18 protein-coding genes and 1 riboswitch are annotated in these 23,807 nt (G+C 71.5%); of the genes, 13 read left to right on the plus strand and 5 right to left on the minus strand.

What is annotated here, in order from left to right:
• The first annotated feature begins 419 nt into the window (after window positions 1-419).
• Window positions 420-532: riboswitch (TPP riboswitch) on the plus strand.
• The 7 genes from FHU33_RS17825 (at window position 522) to thiD (ending at window position 6,211) form a co-directional block, all read left to right on the plus strand.
• Entirely contained in the window at window positions 522-1,901 is a 1,380-nt protein-coding gene (locus FHU33_RS17825; protein WP_142026534.1) for a purine-cytosine permease family protein, read from the plus strand. Its footprint overlaps the riboswitch before it by 11 nt.
• Window positions 1,898-2,668 (plus strand): thiamine phosphate synthase, encoded by a 771-nt coding sequence (gene thiE, locus FHU33_RS17830; RefSeq protein ID WP_246063803.1) that lies wholly within the window; start codon window positions 1,898-1,900, stop codon window positions 2,666-2,668. The genes FHU33_RS17825 and thiE overlap by 4 nt, the downstream gene beginning before the upstream one ends.
• Complete coding sequence (thiO, locus tag FHU33_RS17835; protein ID WP_142026536.1) at window positions 2,665-3,774, plus strand: glycine oxidase ThiO; 1,110 nt, start codon at window positions 2,665-2,667, stop codon at window positions 3,772-3,774. Before thiE ends, thiO begins: the two co-directional genes overlap by 4 nt.
• A gap of 5 nt (window positions 3,775-3,779) precedes the next feature.
• Window positions 3,780-3,983 carry a sulfur carrier protein ThiS gene (gene thiS / locus FHU33_RS17840; RefSeq protein WP_142027251.1) on the plus strand — a complete coding sequence of 68 codons (204 nt, stop codon included), beginning with the start codon at window positions 3,780-3,782 and terminating at the stop codon, window positions 3,981-3,983.
• Between the two features lie 4 nt (window positions 3,984-3,987).
• Window positions 3,988-4,800, plus strand: coding sequence for a thiazole synthase (locus tag FHU33_RS17845; RefSeq protein WP_142026537.1), 813 nt, complete (start codon window positions 3,988-3,990; stop codon window positions 4,798-4,800).
• On the plus strand, window positions 4,797-5,384 hold the full coding sequence (locus FHU33_RS17850; protein ID WP_142026538.1) for a thiamine phosphate synthase: 588 nt from the start codon (window positions 4,797-4,799) through the stop codon (window positions 5,382-5,384). Before FHU33_RS17845 ends, FHU33_RS17850 begins: the two co-directional genes overlap by 4 nt.
• Entirely contained in the window at window positions 5,381-6,211 is an 831-nt protein-coding gene (gene thiD, locus FHU33_RS17855; RefSeq protein ID WP_142026539.1) for a bifunctional hydroxymethylpyrimidine kinase/phosphomethylpyrimidine kinase, read from the plus strand. The genes FHU33_RS17850 and thiD overlap by 4 nt, the downstream gene beginning before the upstream one ends.
• A 114-nt stretch (window positions 6,212-6,325) precedes the next feature.
• On the opposite strand, the gene FHU33_RS17860 is transcribed toward thiD, so the two are convergent.
• A complete protein-coding gene (locus tag FHU33_RS17860) occupies window positions 6,326-6,946 on the minus strand; it encodes a hypothetical protein (protein WP_142026541.1) in 621 nt (206 codons plus the stop codon).
• A gap of 562 nt (window positions 6,947-7,508) precedes the next feature.
• Here FHU33_RS17860 and FHU33_RS17865 point away from each other — a divergent pair.
• Window positions 7,509-8,075: a hypothetical protein gene (locus FHU33_RS17865; RefSeq protein WP_142026542.1), complete on the plus strand. Its 567-nt coding sequence runs from the start codon at window positions 7,509-7,511 to the stop codon at window positions 8,073-8,075.
• Between the two features lie 1,442 nt (window positions 8,076-9,517).
• Window positions 9,518-10,558, plus strand: coding sequence for a flagellar motor switch protein FliG (gene fliG, locus FHU33_RS17870; RefSeq protein ID WP_142026544.1), 1,041 nt, complete (start codon window positions 9,518-9,520; stop codon window positions 10,556-10,558).
• A gap of 494 nt (window positions 10,559-11,052) precedes the next feature.
• Here fliG and FHU33_RS17875 read toward each other — a convergent pair whose 3' ends face one another.
• Entirely contained in the window at window positions 11,053-11,946 is an 894-nt protein-coding gene (locus FHU33_RS17875) for a glycerophosphodiester phosphodiesterase (protein ID WP_142026545.1), read from the minus strand.
• Window positions 11,947-12,550: 604 nt separating this feature from the next.
• On the opposite strand from FHU33_RS17875, the gene FHU33_RS26495 reads away from it, so the two are divergent.
• Entirely contained in the window at window positions 12,551-13,057 is a 507-nt protein-coding gene (locus FHU33_RS26495) for an alkaline phosphatase family protein (protein WP_170182504.1), read from the plus strand.
• A 408-nt stretch (window positions 13,058-13,465) separates the two neighbouring features.
• Window positions 13,466-19,120, plus strand: a complete 5,655-nt coding sequence (gene mobF, locus FHU33_RS17885; protein ID WP_142027252.1) for a MobF family relaxase — start codon at window positions 13,466-13,468, stop codon at window positions 19,118-19,120.
• Window positions 19,121-19,376: 256 nt separating this feature from the next.
• Here the strand turns inward: mobF and FHU33_RS17890 are convergent, their stop codons facing one another.
• The 3 genes from FHU33_RS17890 to FHU33_RS17900 all read right to left on the minus strand — a co-directional run bounded on the left by FHU33_RS17890 (window position 19,377) and on the right by FHU33_RS17900 (window position 22,469).
• On the minus strand, window positions 19,377-19,613 hold the full coding sequence (locus FHU33_RS17890; RefSeq protein ID WP_142026549.1) for a hypothetical protein: 237 nt from the start codon (window positions 19,611-19,613) through the stop codon (window positions 19,377-19,379).
• Window positions 19,614-19,633: 20 nt separating this feature from the next.
• Window positions 19,634-21,673, minus strand: coding sequence for a DEAD/DEAH box helicase family protein (locus tag FHU33_RS17895; RefSeq protein ID WP_142026551.1), 2,040 nt, complete (start codon window positions 21,671-21,673; stop codon window positions 19,634-19,636).
• A gap of 325 nt (window positions 21,674-21,998) precedes the next feature.
• Entirely contained in the window at window positions 21,999-22,469 is a 471-nt protein-coding gene (locus tag FHU33_RS17900) for a hemerythrin domain-containing protein (RefSeq protein ID WP_142026553.1), read from the minus strand.
• A gap of 247 nt (window positions 22,470-22,716) precedes the next feature.
• On the opposite strand from FHU33_RS17900, the gene FHU33_RS17905 reads away from it, so the two are divergent.
• Together FHU33_RS17905 and FHU33_RS17910 are read left to right on the plus strand one after the other, a co-directional pair.
• The gene (locus FHU33_RS17905) at window positions 22,717-22,941 is read left to right on the plus strand and encodes a DUF2188 domain-containing protein (protein ID WP_142026554.1); all 225 of its coding nucleotides are present in this window, start codon (window positions 22,717-22,719) and stop codon (window positions 22,939-22,941) included.
• Window positions 22,942-23,312: 371 nt separating this feature from the next.
• Complete coding sequence (locus tag FHU33_RS17910; RefSeq protein ID WP_142026556.1) at window positions 23,313-23,708, plus strand: hypothetical protein; 396 nt, start codon at window positions 23,313-23,315, stop codon at window positions 23,706-23,708.
• Window positions 23,709-23,807 lie beyond the last annotated feature (99 nt).

Genomic DNA, 23,807 nt, shown 5'->3' on the forward strand with positions numbered 1-23,807 from the left:
GATCGCGCTGTCCGGCCCGGCGCGTACCCGCACCGTCGAGGAGGCGCAGCCCTCGATCGGGGCCACCATTGTGTCATCGACGAGCGCTGCCAGCTCTTCGGAAGCGGACCCGACCCCGCACGCGATGTGGGCGGCAGGAGGAAGTTGGCTCACCAGCGTGCTGGCCCGACGGGGTCTCCGCGGCGGTCGCCAGGTCGGGCCGCGCCGGGCAGCTGCACGCCTACGCCACGGACCTGCCACGCATGGAACACATGCCCGAGACGCTGAGAAGGCCGGGGGTCTCGGGCCGGCCTTCTCGCTCGCCGGGGAGCCGGGGCGCCGACCGTCGCGGACCTGCGCATCTGCTCAGGCCGGTTGTGCGCTGTGGTGGCAGAGCAGGGGGCGGCGCTCGGCGAGCGCGGATATCTCGGTAGGCTGGATGCGCGATGTGCGGGAGCTCGGAGGTACCGGGCTGAGAGGGCGGCTGACTGTGCCGCCGACCGCTGGAACCTGACCGGGTAATGCCGGCGTAGGGAGCGATTATGAGCAGGTCCGGCGCTGTCGGTGCCACCACGTCATCGGGGGATGCACCGATCACGCTGTCCCAAGCACCGCCTCGGACGCTGGGCCTGCGGGACACGGCGGGGTTGTGGGGCAGCCTGGGGGTCAGCCTGCTGTTGCCGGTGGCGGCCACCTACGTGGTCCTCGCCGACCGCCCGCTGTCGGTGACGATCGGCGCGATCGTGGTCGGTGCGGTGATCGGATCGGTGTTGCTGGGCCTGGGGGCGGCGGCCGGCGCCCGGGAGGGCGTGCCGGCGATGGTGCTGATGCGGGGGTTGCTGGGTCGGCGGACGTCGTTCCTGCCCACCGCTTTCAATCTCGTGCAGTGCGTGGGCTGGGCCGCCTTCGAGGTGTGGATCATCGCCGAGGCCGCCTCCCGGGCGCTGGATGCACCGCGCTGGCCGTTCGTCCTCGCCGCGGGCGCGCTGGCCACGCTGATGGCGCTGCGCCCGCTGGGCGCGGTGCGGGTGCTGGCGCGGTACGCGGTGTGGGCGGCGCTGGCCGCGATCGTCTACCTGTACATCCAGGTGTTGTCCGAGCCGCTGCCGGCGGTGACCGAGCGCGGGGCCGGATCGTTCTGGACGGCGGCTGACATCGTGATCGCGTTGCCGGTTTCCTGGTTTCCGCTGGCGGCGGACTACACCCGGCACGTCCGGCGGGGGCGGGACGCGTTCGTGGGCGCTGCGGCCGGCTACGGCGGCGCCGCCATGGCTCTGTTCACTCTCGGCGCGCTGGCGCTGGTCGCCTACGGGCGGGGCGGTCTGGACGTCGTGGATGCGCTGCTGGCCGTTCCGCTCGGGCTGCTGGCCGTCCTGGTGCTGCTCGTGGTGGAGGTGGACGAGGCGTTCGCCAACGTCTACTCGACGGCGGTGTCGGCGCAGAACGTGGTGGCCCGGCTGGACCGCCGGGTGCTGGCCGGGGTCGTGGGCGTGGGAGCCACCGGGCTGGCGCTGATGGCCGACCTGGTCGCCTACGAGCCGTTCCTCTTCCTGATCGGCGCGGTGTTCGTTCCGCTGGTCGGGGTCTTCGTGGTCGCCTACTGGCTGCTGCCGCGCGGCCGCTGGGATGTGTCGGACACTGCGCCGGCGCGCCCGGCCCTGCTGCTGGCGTGGGCGGCCGGTTTCGTGGCCTACCAGCTGACGCTGCCGACCTTCTTCGCCGGACCGGGTGGGGGCTGGACGGCGTGGTGGTCCGCCCGCCAGGCCGAGCTGGGCATCGACCCGGCCAACGGCTGGTCAGCCTCGCTGGTCAGCCTCGCGGTGGCCGCGGCACTGACCACGCTGATCTGTCTGCCCGGCGGCCTGTCCGCCCGCCGCCGCCGGGCCCGGTTCCCGGTCGCCCCGTCCAAGGCCCTCCGGTGACGGGCCGCCGAATGGGCGCCGCCGGCCGGACCGACTCCCCGCTACCGGTCGGCCCGGACCGTGCGGTGGAGGTTCGCCGGCGGATCGGCGGATTGCACGTGCTCACCGACGCCCGTCAGGGCAGGGACGCCCTCGGTGTCGTCTCCGCGGCGGTGGCGGCCGGCGCCCGGATCGTGCAGGTCCGGGTGAAGTTCTGCCCGGACCGGGCGCTGTACGACTTCGCCGCCCGGGTCGCGGAAGTCTGCGCGCGGCGCGGAGCGACGTGCATCGTCGACGACCGGGTCGACATTGCGCTCGCGGTCGGCGCGGCGGGCACCCACCTGGGCGCCGGCGACCTGCCGGTGGCCGCGGCGCGCTCGATCGCCGGCCCGAACCATCTGCTGGGTGGCACGGCGCGGACCGCCGCGACCGCCGCCGAGCTGGTGGCCGCCGGAGCGGACTACCTCGGGGTGGGCCCGGCCTTCGCCACCGCGACCAAGACCGGGCTGCCGGACCCGCTGGGTGTCGACGGGATCGCGGCGGTCGCGGCGGCGGTCGCCGTACCGGTGATCGCCATCGGCGGCATCACCGCCGACCGGATCCCGGCGGTGCTGGCGGCCGGCGCGTCCGGGGTGGCCGTCGTCTCCGCCGTGTCCGACGCACCCGACCCGGGAACGGTCACCCGGGCGCTGCTGGCGGCGCTGGTCGCGGCGCCGCAGAGCCGCCCGCCGCGCCCGGAACCAGGCCCGCCCCCGGCCGCCCGCGTCCCCCGGTCGGCGCCCCGGTGAACGAGATCGCCGTCGCCGGTGGCGGCCTGATCGGGCTGGCCGTGGCCTGGCGGTGCGCGCAGCGCGGGCTGTCGGTGACCGTCGTCGACGAGGCTCCCGGCACCGGGGCCTCCTTCGCCGCGGCCGGAATGCTGGCGCCGGTGACCGAGGCCGCCTACGGCGAGGAGCCGCTGCTGCGGCTGTGCCGGGCCTCGCTGCAGCGCTATCCCGGCTTCGCCGCGGAGCTGGCGCAGGCCTCCGGCGTCGAGGTGGGGCTGCGCACCGCCGGAACCCTGGTGGTGGGCTTCGACGAGGACGACATGGGCGCCCTGTCCGCGCTGCACACCTTCCAGCAGGAACTCGGACTGGACGCCGAACGACTGACCGGGCGCGAATCCCGCCGACGGGAGCCTTCCCTGACCCCGCGGGTGCGCGGCGGCCTGCACGTGCCCGGCGACCACTCGGTCGACCCGCGGGCGCTGCACCGGGCGCTGCTGGCCGCCGCGGCGGCCGCCGGCGTTCGGATGGTGCGCGCACGGGCCGAGGCGGTGCGGGTCGAGAACGGGCGGGCCAGCGGGCTGCGGCTGGCCGGCGGCGAGGAACTGGACGGCGACGTCGTCGTCCTGGCCCTCGGCGCGCACAGCGCCTCACTGCCGGGGGTGCCGCCGCTGCCCGTGCGGCCGGTCAAAGGCCAGATCCTGCGGCTGCGCGGCGCCGCCGGCCTCCTCGACGGCACCGTGCGCGCGCTCGTGCGGGGGCGGCAGGTCTACCTGGTGCCCTACGCCGGCGACCGCCTGGTCGTCGGCGCCACCGTCGAGGACCGCGGCTTCGACACCACGGTCACCGCCGGTGGCGTGCACGACCTGCTGCACGACGCGATCGACGTCGTCCCCGGGGTCAGCGAGCTGGAGCTGGTGGAGACGCTCGCCCGGTGGCGACCCGGCAGCCCGGACAACGCGCCGGTGCTCGGGCCCTCGGACCTGCCGGGGCTGGTGCTGGCCACCGGCCACTACCGCAACGGCGTGCTACTGGCGCCGGTGACCGGCGAGGCGATCGCCGAGCTGCTCGTTGCCGGCACCCTGCCCGAGCTCGCCGCGCCCTTCACCGTCGACCGGTTCCGGAGGTGATCGAGATGCAGGTGACCGTCAACGGCGCTCCGGCCGAGGTCCGGGAGTCCACCACGGTGGCGGCCCTTGTCGCGGCGCACAGCGGCGGCGCGGACCGTCGCGTCGCCGTCGCGCTCAACGCTGCGGTGGTGCCGCGCAGCCGGTGGGAGACGACCAGACTCACGCCCGGGGACAGCATCGAGCTGCTCGCCCCCACCGCAGGAGGATGACCAGATGACGACATCCGACGCAGCTCCGGCCCTGCACCGGCAGGAGGCCGCCGACCCGTTCGCGATCGCGGGCCAGGCGTTCACCTCCCGGCTGCTGCTGGGCACCGGCGGCGTACCCAGCCTCGACGTGCTGGAGCGGGCCGTCGTGGCTTCGGGCACCCAGCTGGTCACCGTGGCGCTGCGCCGCATGGAGGCCGTCACCGGCGGGCCGCTGCTGGAGGTCCTGGACCGCTGCGGTGTCCGGCTGCTGCCCAACACCGCCGGCTGCCGCACCGCACGCGAGGCGGTGCTCACCGCCCAGCTGGCCCGCGAGGCGTTCGACTCCGCGTGGATCAAGCTCGAGGTCATCGGCGACGAGACCACCCTGCTGCCCGACGCGGTGGAGCTGCTGGATGCCGCCGAGCGACTCGTGGCCGACGGGTTCACCGTGCTGGCCTACACCAACGACGACCCGATCCTCGGCCGGCGCCTCGCCGACGCCGGCTGTGCCGCCGTCATGCCGCTGGGCTCACCGATCGGCAGCGGCCTGGGCATCCGCAACCCGCACAACATCGCCCTGCTGCGCGAGGCGGTGGACGTGCCGGTGGTGCTCGACGCCGGTATCGGCACCGCGTCGGACGCGGCACTGGCGATGGAGCTCGGCTGCGACGCCGTCCTGCTCGCCTCCGCCGTGACCCGCGCCCGCGCCCCGGAGCGGATGGCACACGCGATGCGGCACGCCGTCGAGGCCGGCCGACTCGCCCGCGGCGCGGGCCGCATCCCCCGCCGGTGGCACGCCGAGGCCTCCACCCCGACCGAAGGCCTGCCCGAGCTGTGAACCGGCCCCGCCTGCTGGTGCTCACCGACCGGACGCAGTGCGACCGGCCGCTGGCCGATGTGGTTGCCGCCGCCGTCGACGGCGGCGCCCGGGGGGTCGTGCTCCGGGAGAAGGACCTGCCCGACGACGAGCGCGACCGCCTGGCCGAACAGCTGCTCACCGTGCTGGCCCCGGTCGGTGGCCTGCTGGTCCGCGCCGGTGCCGCAGGTGCCGCGGGCGCCTCCGCCGTCCATCTCGCGGGCAACGACCCCTTTCCCCGGCCGCGGCCGGCGCTGGTCGGGCGCTCCTGCCACTCCCGCCAGGAGGTGGCCGCGGCGCGGGTCGAGGCGTGCGACTACGTGATGATCTCCCCGGTCTTCCCGACTGCGTCCAAGCCCGGCTACGGACCGGCCCTCGGAGCGGCCGGCCTCGCCGCGCTGATCGCCGGAGCACCCCGGGCCTACGCCCTCGGGGGCGTCCGTCCCGCGGACGTTGGTTCCTGCCTGGCCGCCGGCGCGTACGGGGTCGCCGTCATGGGCCCGATCATGCGCACCCCCGGCACCGTTCCCGCCTACCTCGACGCACTGCTGGAGGCGGCCGCATGATCCCGCCCGTCGCACTCACCATCGCCGGCTCGGACTCCAGCGGCGGCGCCGGCATCCAGGCTGACCTGAAGACCTTCGCCGCGCTCGGCGTCTACGGCACCTCGGCGGTCACCGCGCTCACCGCGCAGAACACCCAGGGCGTCCGCGCTGTCTACCCGGTGCCGGCCGACTTCGTCGTCGCCCAGGTCGAGGCGGTGCTCGACGACCTCCCCGTCGCGGCCGTGAAGACCGGCATGCTCGCCACCGTCGAGATCGTCCGGGCCGTTGCCGACCTCGCCGCCGCCGGCCGGCTGCCCACGTTGGTCGTCGATCCGGTGATGGTCTCCTCCAGCGGCGACCGGCTGCTCGAGCCGCAGGCCGAGCGCCTCTACCTGGACGCGCTCCTGCCGCACGCGGCAGTGTTCACCCCCAACCTCCGCGAGGCCGAGGTCCTGCTCGACACCGCGATCCGCACCCTCGCCGACCAGCGGGAAGCCGCCCGGGCGCTCGGCGCCCTCGGCCCCGCCACCGTGGTGGTCAAGGGCGGCCACGCAGTCGCCGACGTCGCCGGCGAGGCGGTCGACGTCGTGTGGGACGGCGATCGGGTCCACGACCTTCGTGGGTCCAGGATCGACACCGGCAACAACCACGGCAGCGGCTGCACCTTCGCCTCCGCAACGGCCGCCGCCCTCGCGACGGGTTCCGACGCGCACCAGGCCGTCGGTCACGCCAAGGACTTCGTTACCGGGGCCATCACCGGAGGCGCCGCCTGGCGACTCGGCCACGGCCACGGGCCGCTCGACCACTTCGCCGACCGCAGACATCGCTCTACTGGGGTCCTCGGCTGAACGGTCCCACTTACGGTCACCGTCGTCCGGTTGGGCGGCGATCCGACCGTGGACACGGCCCCGCTCCCGCCCTGCAGGCGGGACGGGCGGGGTCGGTGCGCAGCTGCGCCGGCGTCAGCCCGATCGGACGACGCAGCTCCCGGCGCTGCCGAGGCGGTCGACGGTGAATCCGCGCAGCAAAAGTAAGTCCGAGACGGCTCCGGTCATGATCTGCCGCACGGTGGCGTCCGTGTCGACCCCGAGGAGCTGGTCCAGGCTGGACCGGTCATGGGCTCGCCACGCAACGACGACGGCGTCGAGCACCGGCTCCGGGCTCAGACACACTCCGCCGGTCGAACCAGCCGGGTCATGCAGCGGCAACCCCGCCTCGGCCAAGGCCGCCGTGATCTCGAGAACCAGGGTGACCAGTGGATCGTCGTCGTCTACCCCGGCGTCCCAGCCCTGCGGCAGCCGGTCGATCTGCGCGCCAAGCTGGTCAAGCCAGGCACGGTCTTCCGGAGTCGGACAGGTAACCAGGGCCCCGTCAGGCCGACGCAAGCCATAAGCCGGGCGCACCGCGCCGGCCGTCCCGGGCTCCGAAGTGCTCGCCACCCACGTCGCGTCGGTGCGATCGCGGAACGGTCCCGCGACGATCATCTCCCGTTCCCCGTCACTCCCGCCGACGAGCCACCAGCTCGGCCGACGCAGCTCGCCGAGCAGGAGGTCACCGCTGGTCAGGCTGCTAGCGCCAGTCATCCATCACCATCCTTGAATACAGCCGACGGGAAAAGGCACGCCGGCCACCGCACCGTCCGTAGTGCGCGAGTGGTCGAACCGTAAATGACAGACGCGCGGGTTGCGGACGCCGCCGACCCGGCTGTGATGCCGCGTGCCCGAATCGTTGCGAAGAGACTGCCCTGCGTGCGTCGACGCCTCCGGCGTCCATGGCCGCGGCAGATCGGGAGCGGAATGGCGCGTCGGGGCCCTCGATGAGGTGACGGCCCGCCCTCTGCGGCCATCCAGCGAGCTAGTGCCGTGTCAGGTGCCCTGAAGTCACCACGACGGCGGCGCTTCGGTGCGTGGAATGCCGAGCGGCTCAGCGGAACCGGCCTCGTGACCCCTCGCACCAGCAGCATCTCGTGCCGGACTCATGTGTGCAATAGGAACCCGTGCACCGGTGGCTCGTTGACCGTTCGAACGGGCGATGAACAGTCCGTGCAGGCCCATGGCCCGGCGACAGCCGCCGGGGCGGGGACTTGTGGAAGGCGTAACGGCGGCAAGGCTGCCGACGGGCTGCCAGCGGGTGGAGGGAGCGTGCGTGCTGACCGCGGAGAAGGACGAGTTGCGCCGGCAGCAGATCTCAGCTTCGGAGCAGCTCGGTGGTCTCGCTTGGGGGGCGCGCCGTGGAGCCGCCACCATGACCGCGCTGGTCACCGCGGCGGCCGCGACCGTCATCGTCCTGACCCTGACTGGCTGCGGCACCGGGTCTGCGGAGAGCGGGTCCCCCTCCGGAGGCGCGGGGACGGCCGGGTCCCGTGGCGCGGAACGGATCTGCCCTGCGATCGACTACGGCCGCACCCTCATCGTGCAGTTGGCCGACGGCTGGCCCCTGGCGGAGGGACGCACCGTGGTTGCCACGTGCCCGTCACCATACGGTCAGGTGCGACGGGGCAACGACGAGTTGACCCGCGAAGTGACCGGCGCGCTGACCGGCTCGACCGCACGGCTCCCGATGATGGCCATGCCGGAGGTCGTTGTCGGGGCCGTGCTCGGTCCCGAAGGTTCGGTGGTCGAGGTCGAGGCGTCTCTATCCTGGCGGCGGGTGGGCGGCACCGAGGAGTGCGGCGGGCCGAGGGAAGCTGTGGTTCTCCTTCCCACCAGCTGACCTGCACTTCGGCTGGATCGCTCGGCGCGGTGCGGCCGGGTGCGCGGGCCGATGCCCGCCAGCCGCACTTCCTCATAGCGCCCGCGGAGATCCGGTGTCGGGTGACGACGACGTCCTCGCCCGGCGACTGCTCCGTTCGGATAGGCGTGGACGAAGACAGTCCTCCGCGCCCGAGGAGAGGAACCGGCCGCACAAACCGTGCGCGGCTGTGCGGTTCCAGAGTCCACCCCGCCGACGCACCCACCACCGGTTCGCCGCAACCCCCGGCGTGCTGCGGGCTGACGTATATGCCACCTCAACCGGAAATCAGGCCGACATCGGCTAGATCCGCTGGCGCATCGTGAGTCGACGGGAGCAGCATGCAGGGCGGGGGCGCCCGGCGCGCCAACGCCGACCACCCCCTTGATCCACCCGCCTAACGAGGAGGCGACTGGACCCCGTGTCGAACGTTGCGCCCGTTGCGCGGACCGAGGCAGAGCTTTTAGACCCACCCCATCCGCTGGCGGTGAGGCGGCGATGACCACCCCCTGCCAGCGGCCCCTGATCTGCTCACGCTGCGGCGAAAAGCAGCCCACCGACGGCGCTCTCACCACCGATGACGGGACACCGATCAGCATCCCCCAATACGTTGCATTGGCCGGCCTCGTCGACAGCGCACTGGTGTGCTCAGACTGCGTCACCGCCTCCGCGCTGACGCCGGCGATTGGGCAAGCGCAGGCACCGTGCGTCGCCCGAACCAGGGAGTGCAGAGACGGCCGTGAGTGAACGAGTCACCTGGGAGACCTGCCCCCACTGTAGGCAAGCCGCCGCCGTCGGCTGGGTCGGCGACGATAAAGTCGAGTTCCACTGCCCGGCCGGCTGCCGCATCCCGGAGTCGGGGATGGCCTGTGCCTTTCCGGTCGCCACCCAGGCACCGCGCCGCAAGATGTTCGACGACGAGAGCCGGCACAGTGTTCGGTAACGCCATCTCCGCTATCACCGCCGGAGCCGCCGCGGCGCAAGCAAGCGGACGCCGGGAGCGTCCACCGGCCGCGCGCTTCACGCAGCGTAGGCGCAGTTATCCGTAGTGTAGCGACATGACCCACCCAGCTCCGCAGCTCATCCCGCGCGCTTGGCTCCCCGTCGACCACGCCACCCACGGAGAGCAGGTCCGGGAGACGTCGGCGGTTCCGGCCATGCCCGCCGAGGCAACAACCGACAGTCACCGAGCGGGCAACGCCGGTCGGCACCGCGCCCCCGAATACGACGCGATTCGGCCCCTGACAAGGTCGTGGCAGGACCACACGATACGATTTCCACTGACCCGGATCGCCGTCCCACTTCCGACCGCCGCCCTTCGGGTCAGTCGCCAGGAATCCGTGAACGACCGGCATCCCGACCCGCGGCAGCATGATCCCAGCGGCACTCGGTGATTCCAGGTGACCGTCCTCAGCAGTGAGCCCGTGCCGGCCCCGTCCGCGCCGCCCCCCGCGGTGGCGCTTCCGGAGCCCTCCGGCCTGCGCAAGGCGGCGGTCTTCCTGGCCCAGTTGAGCAGAGACGAGGCCGGCGTCCTCCTCGCCAAGCTGCGGCCGCGTGAGGTAGAGGAGATCACCCGCCAGCTGATGCGCCTCGGTTCGGTCGAGCCGCAGGACGTCGACGACGTCATGAACGAGTTCCACGGCCTGATGACCGCCCAGCAGTTCGTCGGCCGGGGCGGGGTCGAGTTCGCCCGCGAAATCCTTGCGGCGGGGTTGGGCGAGGGCAAGGCCGACGACCTGCTGGCGCGGGTGAATGCCGCCTACCGAGAGGTGCCGTTCTCCTCACTGCGCAACGCCGATGTCCGGCAGCTCGTCACCTTCCTCAAGGACGAGCACGCGCAGATCATCGCGCTGGTCCTGGCCCACCTCACCGCCGCGCAGGCGGCCGAGGTGCTCTCGGGTTTCGCCCCGGACCAGCAGGCCGAGGTCGCCCACCGGATTGCCACCATGGACCGGACATCCCCCGAGTTGGTCCGCCTCGTCGAGGAGGAGCTCGGCCGCCGGATGGGCTCGCTGCTCGCCCACCAGGACATGACCACCGTCGGCGGCGTCGAGACCCTCGTCGAGATCATCAACCGCTCGCCGCGGCCCACCGAGCGCTCCATCCTCGAGTGGCTGGACAACACCGACCCCGAGCTCGCCGCCCAGGTGCGCGACCAGATGTTCGTCTTCGAGGACATCGTCACCATCGACGACCGCTCCCTGCAGCAGGTGCTCCGCGAGGTCGAGGCCAACGACCTCGCCACCGCCCTCAAGGGAGTCCGGCCCGACGTCCGCGACAAGATCGTCCGGAACCTCTCCGAACGCGCCGCCGAGAACCTAGCCGAGGAAATGGATCTGCTCGGTCCTGTGCGGACCCACACGGTCGAGGAGGCGCAGGCCAAGGTCGTGGCGACCATCCGGGCCATGGAGGAACGCGGCGAGCTGACCATCAACCGCGGTGGCGACGAAGAACTCATCTCGTGAGACTTTCAACCACGCCGCTTGGGCCGCCCTCGGCGGGCGCACCGATGGCCGCCCCGCGTGCCGGCCGGACTGCTGGTGACATCGACGAGGCGTTCGAAGAACGCTTCCTCCTGGCCTTCGAGAAACCAGGCCTTCAATGCCTACGACACGGGGGCAGACGCAGCACGGGCTCGCGTCACCGCGACCGACTGACCACGGCCGACGCCCGCTGCCGCAGGACGGGCGAGTAGCCACCGGGGGCTACGAACCGCCTGCCAGAGAACGCAACGGTCGACTCGGTATGCCCAGGTGGGCGAAGGCAGGGCCGCTGCTCATCGACGGCCAGGACGCAGCCAGGCTGTTGCGGCCCGGTGCTCCCCCGGCGCTCTTGACCTCCGTCGTCCAGGGCCTCCGTTTGAGTCCGAGCGACATCGTCACCGGCGACGCCTCTTCCGATGCAGCGAGAGGAGCCCCGCCGGTGGGCGGGGCTCCTCCGGTGCAGCGGGGGCGACCCGTCAGGCGGCCTGACGCTCGCCCCGGCCCTCCTCAATCACGTCGATCAGGACGTCGGGGAAGTTGGTGATGATCCCGTCGACGCCGAGGTCGATCAGCTGCCGCATCCGCTCGGCGTTGTTGACCGTGTAGGGCCAGGTCTCCATGCCGTAGCGGTGCACCGTCTCCACGAACGCGGGGGTCACCCGAGTGTGGCTGGGGTTGATCTGGTCGGCCCAGGCCGACAACTCGGCCATCTGTGCCTCCGACGGCGGGCCGCCAAGCAGACCGGCGGGGACCTGGGGCGCCAGCGTGTTGAAGTGCTCCATGAACTCCCAGTCGAAGGACTGGACCACCAGGCGACCGGAACGTGCGCCGGCGCGCAGCCAGCCCTCGCCGTCGAGATCGGCGACGATGGCCTCGGCGATGCCCGGGTACAGGTGCGGGCTCTTGACCTCCAGCAGCAGGCCGGCGCGGCCGCGCAGCGTGTCCAGCACCTCCTGCAGGGTCGGCACGCCGGTGCCGGTGAACTCCGCGCCGAACCACGAGCCGGCGTCGAGAGTCTGGATTTCCTCAAGGGTGAAGTCCCCGACGTTCCAGGGCGCCCGGTCGGGGTAACGCTCCTCGACGTCGGTGGTTCGGCCGAGCGTGGTGTCGTGCATGACGACCAGTTCGCCGTCGCTGGTCATCTGCACGTCGATCTCGACGTAGTCGGCGCGCATGTCCGCGCCGAGGTCGACCGCGGGCAGCGTGTTCTCCGGCGCGTAGGCCGAGGCGCCACGGTGGGCGATGACCTCGACTTGACCGGTCCGGTCAGTGCGCTGGGAGTGCTGGTCGGCGAGGGCTCCGGAAGCGCCTCCCACTAATGAGGCGGTGACGAACAGCCCGGTCAGGGCCGTGCGAGCGGAACGCAGCATGATACTTCCTTTGGTGTCGGGTACGAGGACGCCGACGACGCTAGGAAGCGAAAGCGACCGGCCTAAGTGCACAGCGCGACACCCCCGTGACGGGCTGATGAAGGGCCCGCGTGCCACGAATCGGATCGCCCGTAGAGCCCGCCGAACCGGGTGAAAAAGGGAGGCCGGAACCCGTACCGCTCCGTCCTCCTCCGAGGACCGCGGCCGCCGCTGCGGGCGCGCCTCCAGAACCCCGAGGCCCGCCCCTCGTCGACCCGAAACCGGTAGAAGTACTCACCCCCTGGCTGCAGCCCCGACACCCGTGTACGCCATCGGCGCCTCCGGTGCCGTCATTTTCAACAGCCTGCTTCATTTGCGCGTCACTGACCGCGCACGGGGACGGGTCTTAGCCCTCATGGACCTGCTCAAGCTGGCAGGCCGGACGCCTGGCCGGCCTGGGCCTGGCGGCCTGCTCGCCGACACCCTCGCGGCATCCGCGCGGTCTACTACCTGGCGGGTGGCACTGCTGCTGCTTGCCCCACCTGCGGCTCCGCCGTCGAGCCGGAGGGCGGAGCCGCGGCGGGATCAGTTCCGGTCCGGGTAGCGCTTGGGCAGTTTGAGGCCGTTGGCCTGCATCAGACCACCCTGGCCAAATCTGCCATCGCCTGACTCGCCACCGTGCTGGCCGCGGTCAGGAACGTCGCCACCCGGCAGCCGCCGGCCCGCCGGAGGACGACGCCGGCCGCTCCCCACGGCACGGTGTGCTGATTACTGGGACGGCTTCGACCCCGCGTTCCTCGACCGGGCCGTAACCCCGACCCTGGACGCCCTTGCCGAGCCGGGCGACCTCACCGTCGGCTCCAGCACGTTCCAGACGGTGTCCAACCCCGGTTCGGCCTCGATGTCCACCGGCGCCTACCCGGACACTCACGAGAACGCCGCCTACTACCTCGACGCGGCCTCGAATACCGTCCGAGGGCAGGAGCGGTACCTCGTGGCGGTGACCCATCGCCGACTCGCTGGCCGAGGAGGGCTACACGGGCTGCCCCGGTTGTGTCAATCTCTTGGTCAGCCCCTTGTCGGGTGGAGTCGGGTTGCTGGATTTCCACGGTGGACTTGGCCACCCTGGTGAGGGATATGCCGAGGTCGAGCATGGCCCGCACCCCGCGTGCTTCCTCTACCGCGGACAGGCCCTCACCGGCTCGTCTCGCGGTACAGCACCGTCTCGCACTCCTGCTTGCTCCCCACGGTGCCGACCACGGCGACCCGGGATGAGCCGGTCACTGTCGCCGCCGAGATCGGGAAACCTCAGCGAGAAGGGGATCCGTGCCCGAGCTGGAACGACAGTCACAATTCTCTCGTGGCCCTAGGATCAGCCCTGACAAATCACGGTCAACGTTTCCACTAAGCATTACGCCGCTACCATGAATAGAAACTCCCCGTCGCAGGACTAAAGATCCGAAGGCCGGCGAAGGAGTAGCCCTAAAATCGCCACACACCTCATGCACTAATGGTTTTTCGCGGCTACCATCCGGGTGTGATGTCGCTGCATAAGCTGTCGGCGGGGGACGGTTACGCGTACCTCACCCGGCAGGTCGCGGCGATGGATTCCACCGAGCGAGGCCATGGCGGGCTCGGCGACTACTACTCGACGCGGGGCGAGTCGCCGGGGATATGGGCCGGTGCCGGGCTGGCCGGGCTGCAGGGTGTGGAGCCGGGACAGCCGGTGAGTGAAGAGCAGATGCAGGCTTTGTTCGGCCACGGCCGACATCCCAACGCCGCCGCACTCGAACGGGCGGCTGCTGCCTCCGGTCGAGACCGTGGGGAGGCAGCGGCCGCCGCCGCGCTGGGCCGGGCGTTCCCGGTCTTCGCCACTGCTGCGGACGGGTTCCGGGCCCGTTGTGCGGCGGAGTTCGGGGCGGTGAACGCCGCGGCCGGGCTCCCCGCCGGCGCGCCGGTGCCAGCCGACGAGCGTGCCCGGATCCGCACCGAGGTCGGCCGGGCCATGTTCGCCGAGGTGCACGGCCGCCTACCGGTGGATGCGCGGGAGCTGTCGGGATTCATCGCCCGCGCGTCCCGCCCGGCGACCACCGCGGTCGCCGGCTACGACCTGACGTTCTCCCCGGTGAAGTCGGTGTCCGCCCTCTGGGCACTGGCCCCGAGGGAGATCGCCCAGCGCGTCGAGACAGCGCACCAGGCCGCGGTCGCCGACACCCTGTCCTGGCTGGAGAAGGAAGCGTGCTTCACCCGCACGGGGACGGCCGGCATCCGGCAGGTCGAGACCACCGGATTCATCGCAGCGACGTTCACCCACCGCGACTCCCGGGCCGGGGACCCCGAACTGCACACCCACGTCGCGGTGTCCAACAAGGTGCAGACCCGCGACGGAAAGTGGCTGGCGCTGGACGGGCGGGTCCTGCACAAGGCCAACGTCGCGGCCTCCGAGCGGTACAACACCCGCCTCGAAGCGCACCTGGTCGCCGGCCTCGGCGTCGCATTCGCCGACCGCTCCGGCACTGAGGCGGGCAAGCGGCCGGTGCGGGAGATCGTCGGCGTCGACGCCCGGCTGTTGACCGCCTGGTCGGCCCGTCGACGGGCGATCAACGCCCGCCGCGGCGACCTCGCGGCCGTGTTCGAGGCCGATCACGGACGCCCACCGACGGCGGTGGAGGCGATCGGGTTGGCGCAGCAGGCCACGCTGGAGACACGTGACACCAAGCACGAACCGCGGTCACTGGGGCAGCAGCGAGAAGCGTGGCGGCGGGAGGCGAGCGGCCTGATCGGCGGGCCACCCGGCATCGCCCGGATGCTCGACCGCGTCCTCGCCCCGCACCGCCCCACTCCCTCGCCACGGGCAACCGATACCTGGGTGCGCAAGGCGGCCGAGCGGCTGCTGGAGACGGTCTCCGGGCAGCGGGCCACCTGGCAGTTCTGGCACGTCCAGGCAGAGGCCGAGCGGGTCGTCCGCGGCGCCGGTATCGCCCCGAACGACGTCGACACCGCCGTCACCCTCCTTGCCTCCGAAGCCCTGTCCCCCGGTCGTTCCATGCCGCTGGGCGACCGCGATCCGGTCGAGGAGCCGGCCGAACTGCGCCGCATCGACGGTGCCAGCGTCTACACCGTCGCCGGCTCCCGGCTCTACACCTCCCAGGCCGTCCTGGACGCCGAGCACCTGCTGGTGGCCGCCGCCGGGCGCACCGACGGCCGCCGCGCCGAGCCCACGGCCGTGGAGTGGGCGTTGCTCGAGTCGGCGGCCAACGGCGTCGTCCTCAACCCCGGCCAAGCCCACCTCGTGCGCCAGCTGGCCACCTCCGGCACCCGTTTGCAGTTGGCACTCGCCCCCGCGGGATCGGGAAAGACCACCGCCCTGGCGGTGCTGTCCCGGGCGTGGACCGACGGCGGAGGCACCGTGGTCGGCCTCGCACCCACCGCGGTCGCCGCGGCCGGACTCGGGCAGCAACTGGTCGGGCACTGTGACACCCTCGCCAAACTCACCTGGCACCTGCGCACCGACGGCCAGCTGTCCGGGGCCGTCCCGGGATGGATCAGCGGCATCGGCCCGGGCACGATGGTCATCGTCGATGAGGCCGGGATGGCCGGCACCGTCGACCTCGCCACCGCCGTCGACTTCGTCCTCGGCCGCGGGGGCAGCGTGCGGCTGGTCGGCGACGACCAGCAACTCGCCGCGGTCGCCGCAGGCGGGGCGCTGCGCGACATCGCCGACACCCACGGCGCGACCACCCTCTCCCAGCTGACCCGCTTCCACGACCCCGCTGAAGGGGCCGCGACCCTCGCGATCCGGGCCGGGGAGACCGCCGGATTGGGGTTCTACCTCGACCACGGTCGGGTGCACGTCGGTGATGAGGCGACCGCCGCCGACCAGGCCTACGCCGCCTGGGCCGCCGACCACACCGCCGGCGTGAACGCGGTGATGCTCGCCCCCACCCGAGAACTGGTGGCCGGGTTGAACGCCCGCGCCCGCGCCGACCGACTCACCGCGACCGGCACGCCCGCCGGCCGGGAGGTAGAACTCGCGGACGGAAACCGGGCCAGCACCGGGGACCTGCTGGTCAGCCGCCGCAACGACCGTGCCCTGCCCATCACGCGCACGGACTGGGTGAAGAACGGGGACCGGTGGACCGTGACCAAGGTGCACCGCAGCGGTGCTATCACCGCCGCCCACGCCGGCACCGGCCGCCGGGTCACCCTGCCCGCCGCCTACGTACGGGAGCACGTCGGGCTGGGCTACGCCTCCACGGTGCACGGCGCCCAAGGAATCACCGCCGACACCTGCCACACCGTGGTCACCGGCACCGAGACTCGACAGCTGCTGTACGTGGCGGTGACCCGCGGCCGCGGTGCCAACCACCTCTACGTCACCACCGCCGGAGACGGCGACCCGCACGCCATCATCACCCCGCACGCAGTCCGGCCACCCACCGCGACCGACCTGCTCACCGCCGCCCTCGCCCGCGACGGGGCGCCGCGTTCCGCGGCGAGCACCGGCCGCGAGCTCACCGACCCGGCCACCCGGCTACAGGACGCCGCGGCCCGCTACCGGGACGCCCTCGGTGTCGCCGCCGAAACCGCACTCGGCCCGGCGGGCATCGCCGCGCTGGACGCCGCCGCCGAACAGGTACGGCCAGGCCTCAGCCAGGCGCCGGGGTGGCGGACCCTGCGCGACCGCCTGGCGCTACTCGCCGTCGCCGGCCACGACCCGATCACCGCGCTGCGGCAGGCGGCCGGCGGCCGGGAGCTGGACAGCGCCGCCGATCCGGCTGCAGTGTTGGACTGGCGCCTGGATCCCACCAGCGGTCAAGACCGGCCCGCTGGTCCGCTGCCCTGGCTGCCCGCAGTCCTGGCAGCGCTGGCCGGCCACCCGGAGTGGGGTCCCTACCTCGCCGCCCGCGCCGGGCACGTCACGAGCCACGCCGGCCGAGTCATCGAGGAAGCGGCGACGTGGACGCCGACCACCGCACCGGCCTGGGCGGCACGGCTGACCGAAACGGAGCACGCGGGGCTGCGAGGGCAGCTGGCGGTGTGGCGGGCCGCGACCGGCGTTCCCCCGGCTGACCGGCGACCCACCGGTCCCCCACAGCTTGCCGCCGCCGAGCGGCGACACCAACGCCGGCTGGACGCCGCCGTCACGACTGTGCTGGGGGCGGCGGGCGCGGCCGCCCGCTCCTGGGCAGCGGTGGCCGACAGCATCGATCCACGGATCAGCCACGACGAGCACTGGACCGACCTGGCCGATCGGCTCACGACGGCCGACCGTGCCGGAATCGACGTCGCCAGCCTGCTGATCGCCGTGACCGGCGAGCGGCCGCTGCCCGACGACCTGCCTGCCGCCGCCCTGTGGTGGCGGCTGTCGGCGCACCTGTCCCCCGCTGCTCTCACCAGCGACGGGCTCGACGCGGCCACGCTGCACCCTGCCTGGATCGCCGCGCTCGGGGACGCGGTGACGCCCGAGCGCGCGCAGCGGGTGGTGGCCGACCCGGCCTGGCCGGCCCTGGTCGCCGCGGTCACCACCGGTACCCGCGGCGGCTGGGATCCCGCCGAGCTGATCACCGCAGCGGCCAGCGGCCTTCCCCAACGCGGCGGCCCACGGATGCCGTCGGGCGATCTCGCCGCCGCCCTGGTCTTCCGGGTGTCGATGCTCACCGACCCCACCCCGGTCACGGTCGACGAACCTCTGCCGGCCGACCTACGACCGCCCGACGACGTGCACCTGCTGGCACCCGCAGCCGATCCTGAGACGGCGACGGTGATCGACCGGTGGCCGACCGGGGCGCTCGACGTGGACGTGGAGCCGCCGTTCGACCCCGACTTCGACCGCGTGCCCCCCGACACGGCCGACGACACCGCACCCCGCGACCGTGGCCTCCCGTATGTGACGCCCGACCCCTTCGCCAGGAACGAGACCCCAGGCGACTCGGACCCTGCCGACTATCTACTTGAGGAGCACTTCTGGGCCACCGCCACCGTCGGTCGCCAGCGCTTGATCGAGCTGAACCAGCAGGCCGTCGAGTACTTCGCCGACCGCTACCCCGACTCCTGGGCGCCGGCCTACCTGCAAAGCCGGCTCGGCACCGACCTGACCGGCGACACGAGATTCAGCCCCGGCTACGCGCCCGCCGGCTGGACCACGCTCACCGACCACCTACGCTCCGACGGCGCCACAGACGAGGAGATCCTGGCCGCCGGACTCGGCGTCCGGGCGCGCACTGGCCGGGTCATCGACCGGTTCCGCGACCGGCTCACCTTTCCCATCCACGGCCCCGACGGCGCAGTCCACGGGTTCATCGGGCGCCGCAATCCAGCCCGCGACGATGCCGGACCTAAGTACCTGAACACTGCCGGCACCGATCTGTTCAGTAAGGGCGCGCAGCTGTTCGGCCTGCACGAAGGCGGCGATGCGCTGGCCGCCGGCGCCGCCCCCGTGCTCGTCGAGGGACCATTGGACGCGATCGCGACCACCCTCGCAGGCGATTGCACCTACGTCGGCGTCGCCACCCTGGGAACCGCGTTCAACGACCGGCAAGCTGACCAACTGCTCCCCTACCTTGGCGGGCGGTCCGGCATCGTCGTTGCGACCATCGTCGCGACCGACGCCGACACAGCCGGACAGCAAGCGGCCGAACGCTCGTACTGGCAGCTCGCCGCCCGCGGCGACGACCCCCGCCGGCTGCCCATGTCCGAGGGGTACGACCCTGCCGACATCCTGAGCACCGGCGGCCCAGGTGCGCTCCGCGAGTTGCTGGATGAGTCCGGCAGCCTGGCCGAACACCTCATCGACCGGATGATCACCGCTACGCCCGCCGATCCCGTGGGGGCCGCAACGACCATCCACGCCGCTGCCGAGATCATCGCTGCGCTGCCGCCGACCCGATGGCTGCACCACGCCGACCGGGTCACCGCTGCGCTTCAGAAAGCGCCGGGAAGCGTCCACCAAGCCGTCCTGAACGCCGACCACGCCCGGAAACTCGACCCCGCTGGGCAGACCCAAGCGGGAAGGCGCACCACCGCCTATGACCTCTTGCCCACACCCAAGTCGGTCTTCGAGCCACCCGTCCCCTTGCCGATCCAGCAGAATTACCCGGCCACGGCCTCCACGCCAGACCGGCGCTCCGACGGCCATGACTCACCACCGTCCCTCAGCAAGGACCGCGACCGGCCCACCGGCATGGAACGGTGAGGCAGGGACCGCTCATCCCCGACACGTCCCGTAGGCCGCCCGTGTCCCGGGATCTATCACCGGACGGGTCTTACGGGCACCGCAGGTCAGTGCCCATGCTGTAGCCGCTACACGAGCAGGGACGAGTCCGCTGAACGTTGGCTTGCGGACGTCGGCGTGTGCGCCACGACCGTGGGGAGAGCGACCGACGGCAGAGGAGAGCCGACGGTGGCAAGAATTGAGATCGGGCCGAATGGTCCCGTCTGTCAGCGGCTCCCTAGATGCCGAGCGACTTGCGGAGCGCGGCGAGGTCGTTCTCCGCCAGGTCGAGGATCTCCTCGGCGGACTCCTGGCAGTAATTTCGCTTTGAGCCTTCGGAGCCCTTGACGACGAGGCACGCTTCGTCCTTGACGATGGGATGCGCGGCCTTCCCGGACTTGTGACGAGAACAGTTCCTCTTCCGCTGCGCGGTCTCGACGGACAGGTGGCCGAGGACCGCCTTCACCTTTGGCATGAGCCGCTCCTTCTCCGGGGCTACAGCTTGGCTGCGATGTCGTCACGGACCTCGTCGGCGATGGCGTCGAGCTTGGTGTACGCGCGTTCGAGGTCATCGGCGGACGCCTGCTCCCGGTCCACCCCGACCTCGTCGGACACCGCCTTGTTCAGCAGCCGCGTCACGATCTGTGTGTTCGGGCCCATCGGGCCCTTTACGATCTTCGCGAGCTGCCGCCCCTGCCGGGGGAGATTCAAGCCATCCAGGACCCGGTTTGCGACCGACCCGACCCGTTGGTTCAGCCGCTTGCGGGCCGACTGACGGCGACGCTGTGGAGACACTGGGATAGCGGTCGGGACGTCGGACGGCCGCTCGGCCTGCTTCGCCAGCAGCGCTGTCCGCAGCTGTTCCAGCGTGGTGAAGTCACCGATCTTCAGCCCCGGAGCGACCTCCTTGGCCAGCATTTCCTCAAGCACCCGGTCATCGGTCGGGTCCAGGTAGGCCTGGTCGATGAAGTTGCTCAGGATCTCGCTGTTCACCAGCATGCCCTGGTCGAACCGCCGGGACTGCGGCTCGCCGGTCGACTCTGCCGGCTCGGCATCGTCCTCGTTCCCGGCGACCCACCCGTGGATGAGCTCCTGGTCGTCCAGGTCGAGTTCACGGAACTCCGACCATCGCTCATCGTTGTTCAGACCGACGTGCGACACCACGTGCCCCTGGTTGTCGGGGTGCTCGGGCTTGCTCTCCTGAATCACCCGCATGACCCGGCCGACGAACTGGATGTACGGCGCCAGCGAACGGAACGGCCGGAAGATCGCCCCGACGCTCAACCTCGGGTGGTCGAACCCCTCGCCAAGCATCTGGACCTGCACGATGCAGTCCAGCGCACCGGTCCGCAGCCGCTCGAGGACCGCCTCCTGCTCGTCTTCGTCCATGTCAGAGTGGATTTCCGCCGCCCGGTACCCGCACTCCACATATAGCGCGGCAACCTGCCGGGCGTGGTCGACTGAGCACGCCGCCGCGATCACTTGGTGCTTCACTCCGGTGGCGGCGCGCATCGCATTGCACTGCTGGATGCTGGCTTCGACGATGTGCCGGTTGCACTCCGGGCTCAGGGCGACACCGCGCCGGAACCATGCCTCCTCGCGTAGCTCGAGAACCTCCTCCAGGGTGTGTTTGACGGAGGTGTCGTCGCTGTAGGTGAAGTACAGCTCGGCCGGCGCGACGTTCCGGGAGTGGATCTGCTTGATGTAGCCGTTCACCATCGCCTTGGTGAACGAGAACTTGTACAGCAGTTTGCCGTGCATCTGCTTCTCGTCGGCCCGGAACGGCGTCGCGGTCAGGCTGACCACCTTCGCTTCCGGGAACCGCCGGAAGACCTTCTGCCAGCTCTCCGCCGGGGCGTGGTGGCCCTCGTCTACCAGGATCATGTCGAAGAAGTCGGGCGGGAATTTCGGCAGCCACCGGTCGGCACTACTTGCGAGCTGCTGCACGTTCGTCACGACGAAGTCGCTCTCGATGGCGTCGTGCACATTCGCCGCCGGCCCGTCCAGCACCGCAGTCCACGGGCCCGCCGTAAAGTCCGACAGGACGCGCATTTTCGTCCAGAAGCACTCCCGGCTCGTGACGTCCAGTGCCGCCTGCACGCCTTTGCGGATCGTCAGATTCGGCGTGATCACGAGCACCCGACCCTCAGCGATGCCGAACGGCAGGGTCGACATGATGCCGGTCTTCCCGCAGCCCACCGGGATCTGCAGGATGCCGGGCTCGTTGGAGGACGCGAAGTGTTCCCGTACCGCCTTGTGCGCCTGCCGCTGCGGCTCGCGCAGGAGGTCGTTTGCCTCGATGTCCGCGTTAGCGGTCGCGAAGATCGACACCTTTCCGGCCGCGTCCTGCGCACGGCGGTACTCCAGTCGGAACTCTTCCAGGTCCGCCCGCCGGAAGTAGCGGTGACTGCTGCCCGGCCGCTTTACCGCCGGGAGCCGCCCATCGCGGTCCCAGCGCCGCAGCGTCTGGGCGGACACGCCCACGTACTGGGCGGCCGCGGCCACACGCATGAACTCGGTCTCGTCCTCTTGCACGGCAGAAGTCTACCGAACCTTCCAGTTCTATCAAACCTGGACGGCTGGCCAATCGGTCCCCTAGCCCTCTTGGAAGCGCCCGGAACTGCCGCGGGGCAGCTGCGTTCCGGTGAGAGATCCTGCTGCGGACGTGCGAAACGCGGGCCGGCTCCAGTACTCATCGAGGCGCCGCGGTAGGTCAGCCAGTGTCGGCATGCCTGGCCTCCACTGCGCGGGAGCCCGGCGCCCGCCCCAGGGGCCCACCGGGCGTGAAGGTGAACGTCGAGGTCGACGCCGTCGTGCTTGAGCTGGCGACTTAGCGCTGGCGCATGCGTCGATGCCGTCGTCACAGCGGTCCCAGCGACTCGCCCGTCTCGGCGTCCAAGTCGAGGGTCTCGAGCACTGTGAGCAGCTGGCGCTCCTCGTAGCGGAAGAGGTTCTCCATCACCGCGGCGATCCCCTCGATGTGTCGGTCCAGCTCCGCCAGCGGCGCAGCTCGCTCGGTGGCCACCCGCAGGCTCCGAAGCAGGTGGGCGATCATCGAGTGATCCTGCTTCGGGGAGCGCAACACGGAAACAAGGTCGGGATGGGCAGCCGCGATGGCCGGGAACAAGGTGCGGTCCTCGCCGCGGTGGTGTCCGTCGAGAGCGGAGCAGAACCCGCGGCAGTACAGCATCAGGTCACGGGTGGCTGCCTGCCCCGGCGCACCGTCTGTTAGGGCGTTGCGGGTGAGTGCCAGGGCTGCTCGCAGACGTTCGTGCACCTGACGCAACTCTCGGCTCCAGGCGATCAGCCTGGTCGTCTCGCGCTCAGTCACGCGAGGACGAAGGGTGCGACGAGGGCATCGTCGTCCTCCTTCGATCCGGCCCCTCCCCGGCTGACACGGTCTGCCACCGACACGCGACGCTGCCGTCAACCTAACGTCCGGACGATCAGGCGTCGCTCACCGCAGGGAGCACGTCCCCTCGATGAGCGATCTCGCATCGAGAACATGAATTGTCGGCAGCCGGGTGCAGTCTTGCCAAGAGACCCGATGCGCGGGTTCCTGACATCAAGGAGCAACGATGGCCAAGCCGAGCGTCGAAACCTACAACGAAGACGGTCAGTGGAAGAGCCGGCGCCAAGGCAGCGATCGCGCCTTCGCCGTCGGCGGCACCAAGGCCGAACAGCAGGCCCAGGGGCGCGAAGCTGCCAAGCGCGACGGCGTCGAGCATGTCATCAAGAACCTTGACGGCACGATCGGCCAGAAGAACAGCTACGGCAACGACACCTCCCCGCCCAAGGGCTGATCAACGCTGTAGGCCGGCGGCGGGACCAACCCGGCCGCCGGCCGACAGATTGAGCGGGGCGCCGAGATCAGGCCCACACCGACGCCGCCCTCGCCACCGAGAACGGGCAGCAGTGACCCCGCGAGCTCGTCTGACGATCGCTATGCGGCACCTCGAGTCACAGGGAGTGCACCGACGCAGCCCCGGGCATAGGGAGGCATTGATCGCCGGGGGCCGGTTTCCCATCGGACATCACCTACCTGCTGGCCGGCGAGATCGTCCCCTCGACGCCGAGCTGTGGAGCAATCTGCATGACGAGTGAGCAGGTGCCGCCGGACCCGCGATGGGCACTGTTCATCGGTGGACTCGACGCGGCTGGACGACCTCGCCCCATGGCCCACGCAGACCTCGTTCGGCTGACCGACAAGTGGCCGACGACGGCCGCCACGCCCCCGGGTGTCGCCGACTTGCTAAGCACCGCCCGTGCCCTCATCCCGTTGGCCTGGTTTCACTACGAGTCGATGGTCGTCGCCGGCATGTGGTCCCTCCTGGCGGTCGAGGCGGCACTGCGCGTGCGGCTCGACAGCGAGCAGCAGCTCGTCAAGCTGATCGGACGCGCCCAACGGGACGGGCTCATCACCGACCAATGGGCGACGCGGCTTCACGCGGCCCGGCATGTGCGCAACGACCTCGCCCACGCCCGACAGCAGGATGCCTGGACGGTCGGCATGGCCGCGCCGGTACTCGCTACGGCCCACGAGGTGATCGCGGTCCTGTACCCGGATTGAACAGGCTGTCTAGATAATCATCCCCTTCCGCGCGTCCCGCGCGACGTTTCCCTCATGGGACGGGTTGCAGGTCGATCAGCCGGGAAGCGCGCCCCCATA

It is taken from the genome of Blastococcus colisei (assembly GCF_006717095.1).
Taxonomy (GTDB): Bacteria; Actinomycetota; Actinomycetes; order Mycobacteriales; family Geodermatophilaceae; genus Blastococcus_B; species Blastococcus_B colisei.

Coding starts and splice junctions, on each gene's coding strand:
- FHU33_RS17910 (WP_142026556.1), top strand. CDS start 23,313: ATGGCCCACGCAGACCTCGTTCGGCTGACCGACAAGTGGCCGACGACG.
- thiS (WP_142027251.1), top strand. CDS start 3,780: ATGCAGGTGACCGTCAACGGCGCTCCGGCCGAGGTCCGGGAGTCCACC.
- FHU33_RS17905 (WP_142026554.1), top strand. CDS start 22,717: ATGGCCAAGCCGAGCGTCGAAACCTACAACGAAGACGGTCAGTGGAAG.
- FHU33_RS17860 (WP_142026541.1), bottom strand. CDS start 6,946: ATGACTGGCGCTAGCAGCCTGACCAGCGGTGACCTCCTGCTCGGCGAG.
- FHU33_RS17890 (WP_142026549.1), bottom strand. CDS start 19,613: ATGCCAAAGGTGAAGGCGGTCCTCGGCCACCTGTCCGTCGAGACCGCG.
- FHU33_RS17825 (WP_142026534.1), top strand. CDS start 522: ATGAGCAGGTCCGGCGCTGTCGGTGCCACCACGTCATCGGGGGATGCA.
- FHU33_RS17875 (WP_142026545.1), bottom strand. CDS start 11,946: ATGCTGCGTTCCGCTCGCACGGCCCTGACCGGGCTGTTCGTCACCGCC.
- thiD (WP_142026539.1), top strand. CDS start 5,381: ATGATCCCGCCCGTCGCACTCACCATCGCCGGCTCGGACTCCAGCGGC.
- mobF (WP_142027252.1), top strand. CDS start 13,466: ATGTCGCTGCATAAGCTGTCGGCGGGGGACGGTTACGCGTACCTCACC.
- FHU33_RS17845 (WP_142026537.1), top strand. CDS start 3,988: ATGACGACATCCGACGCAGCTCCGGCCCTGCACCGGCAGGAGGCCGCC.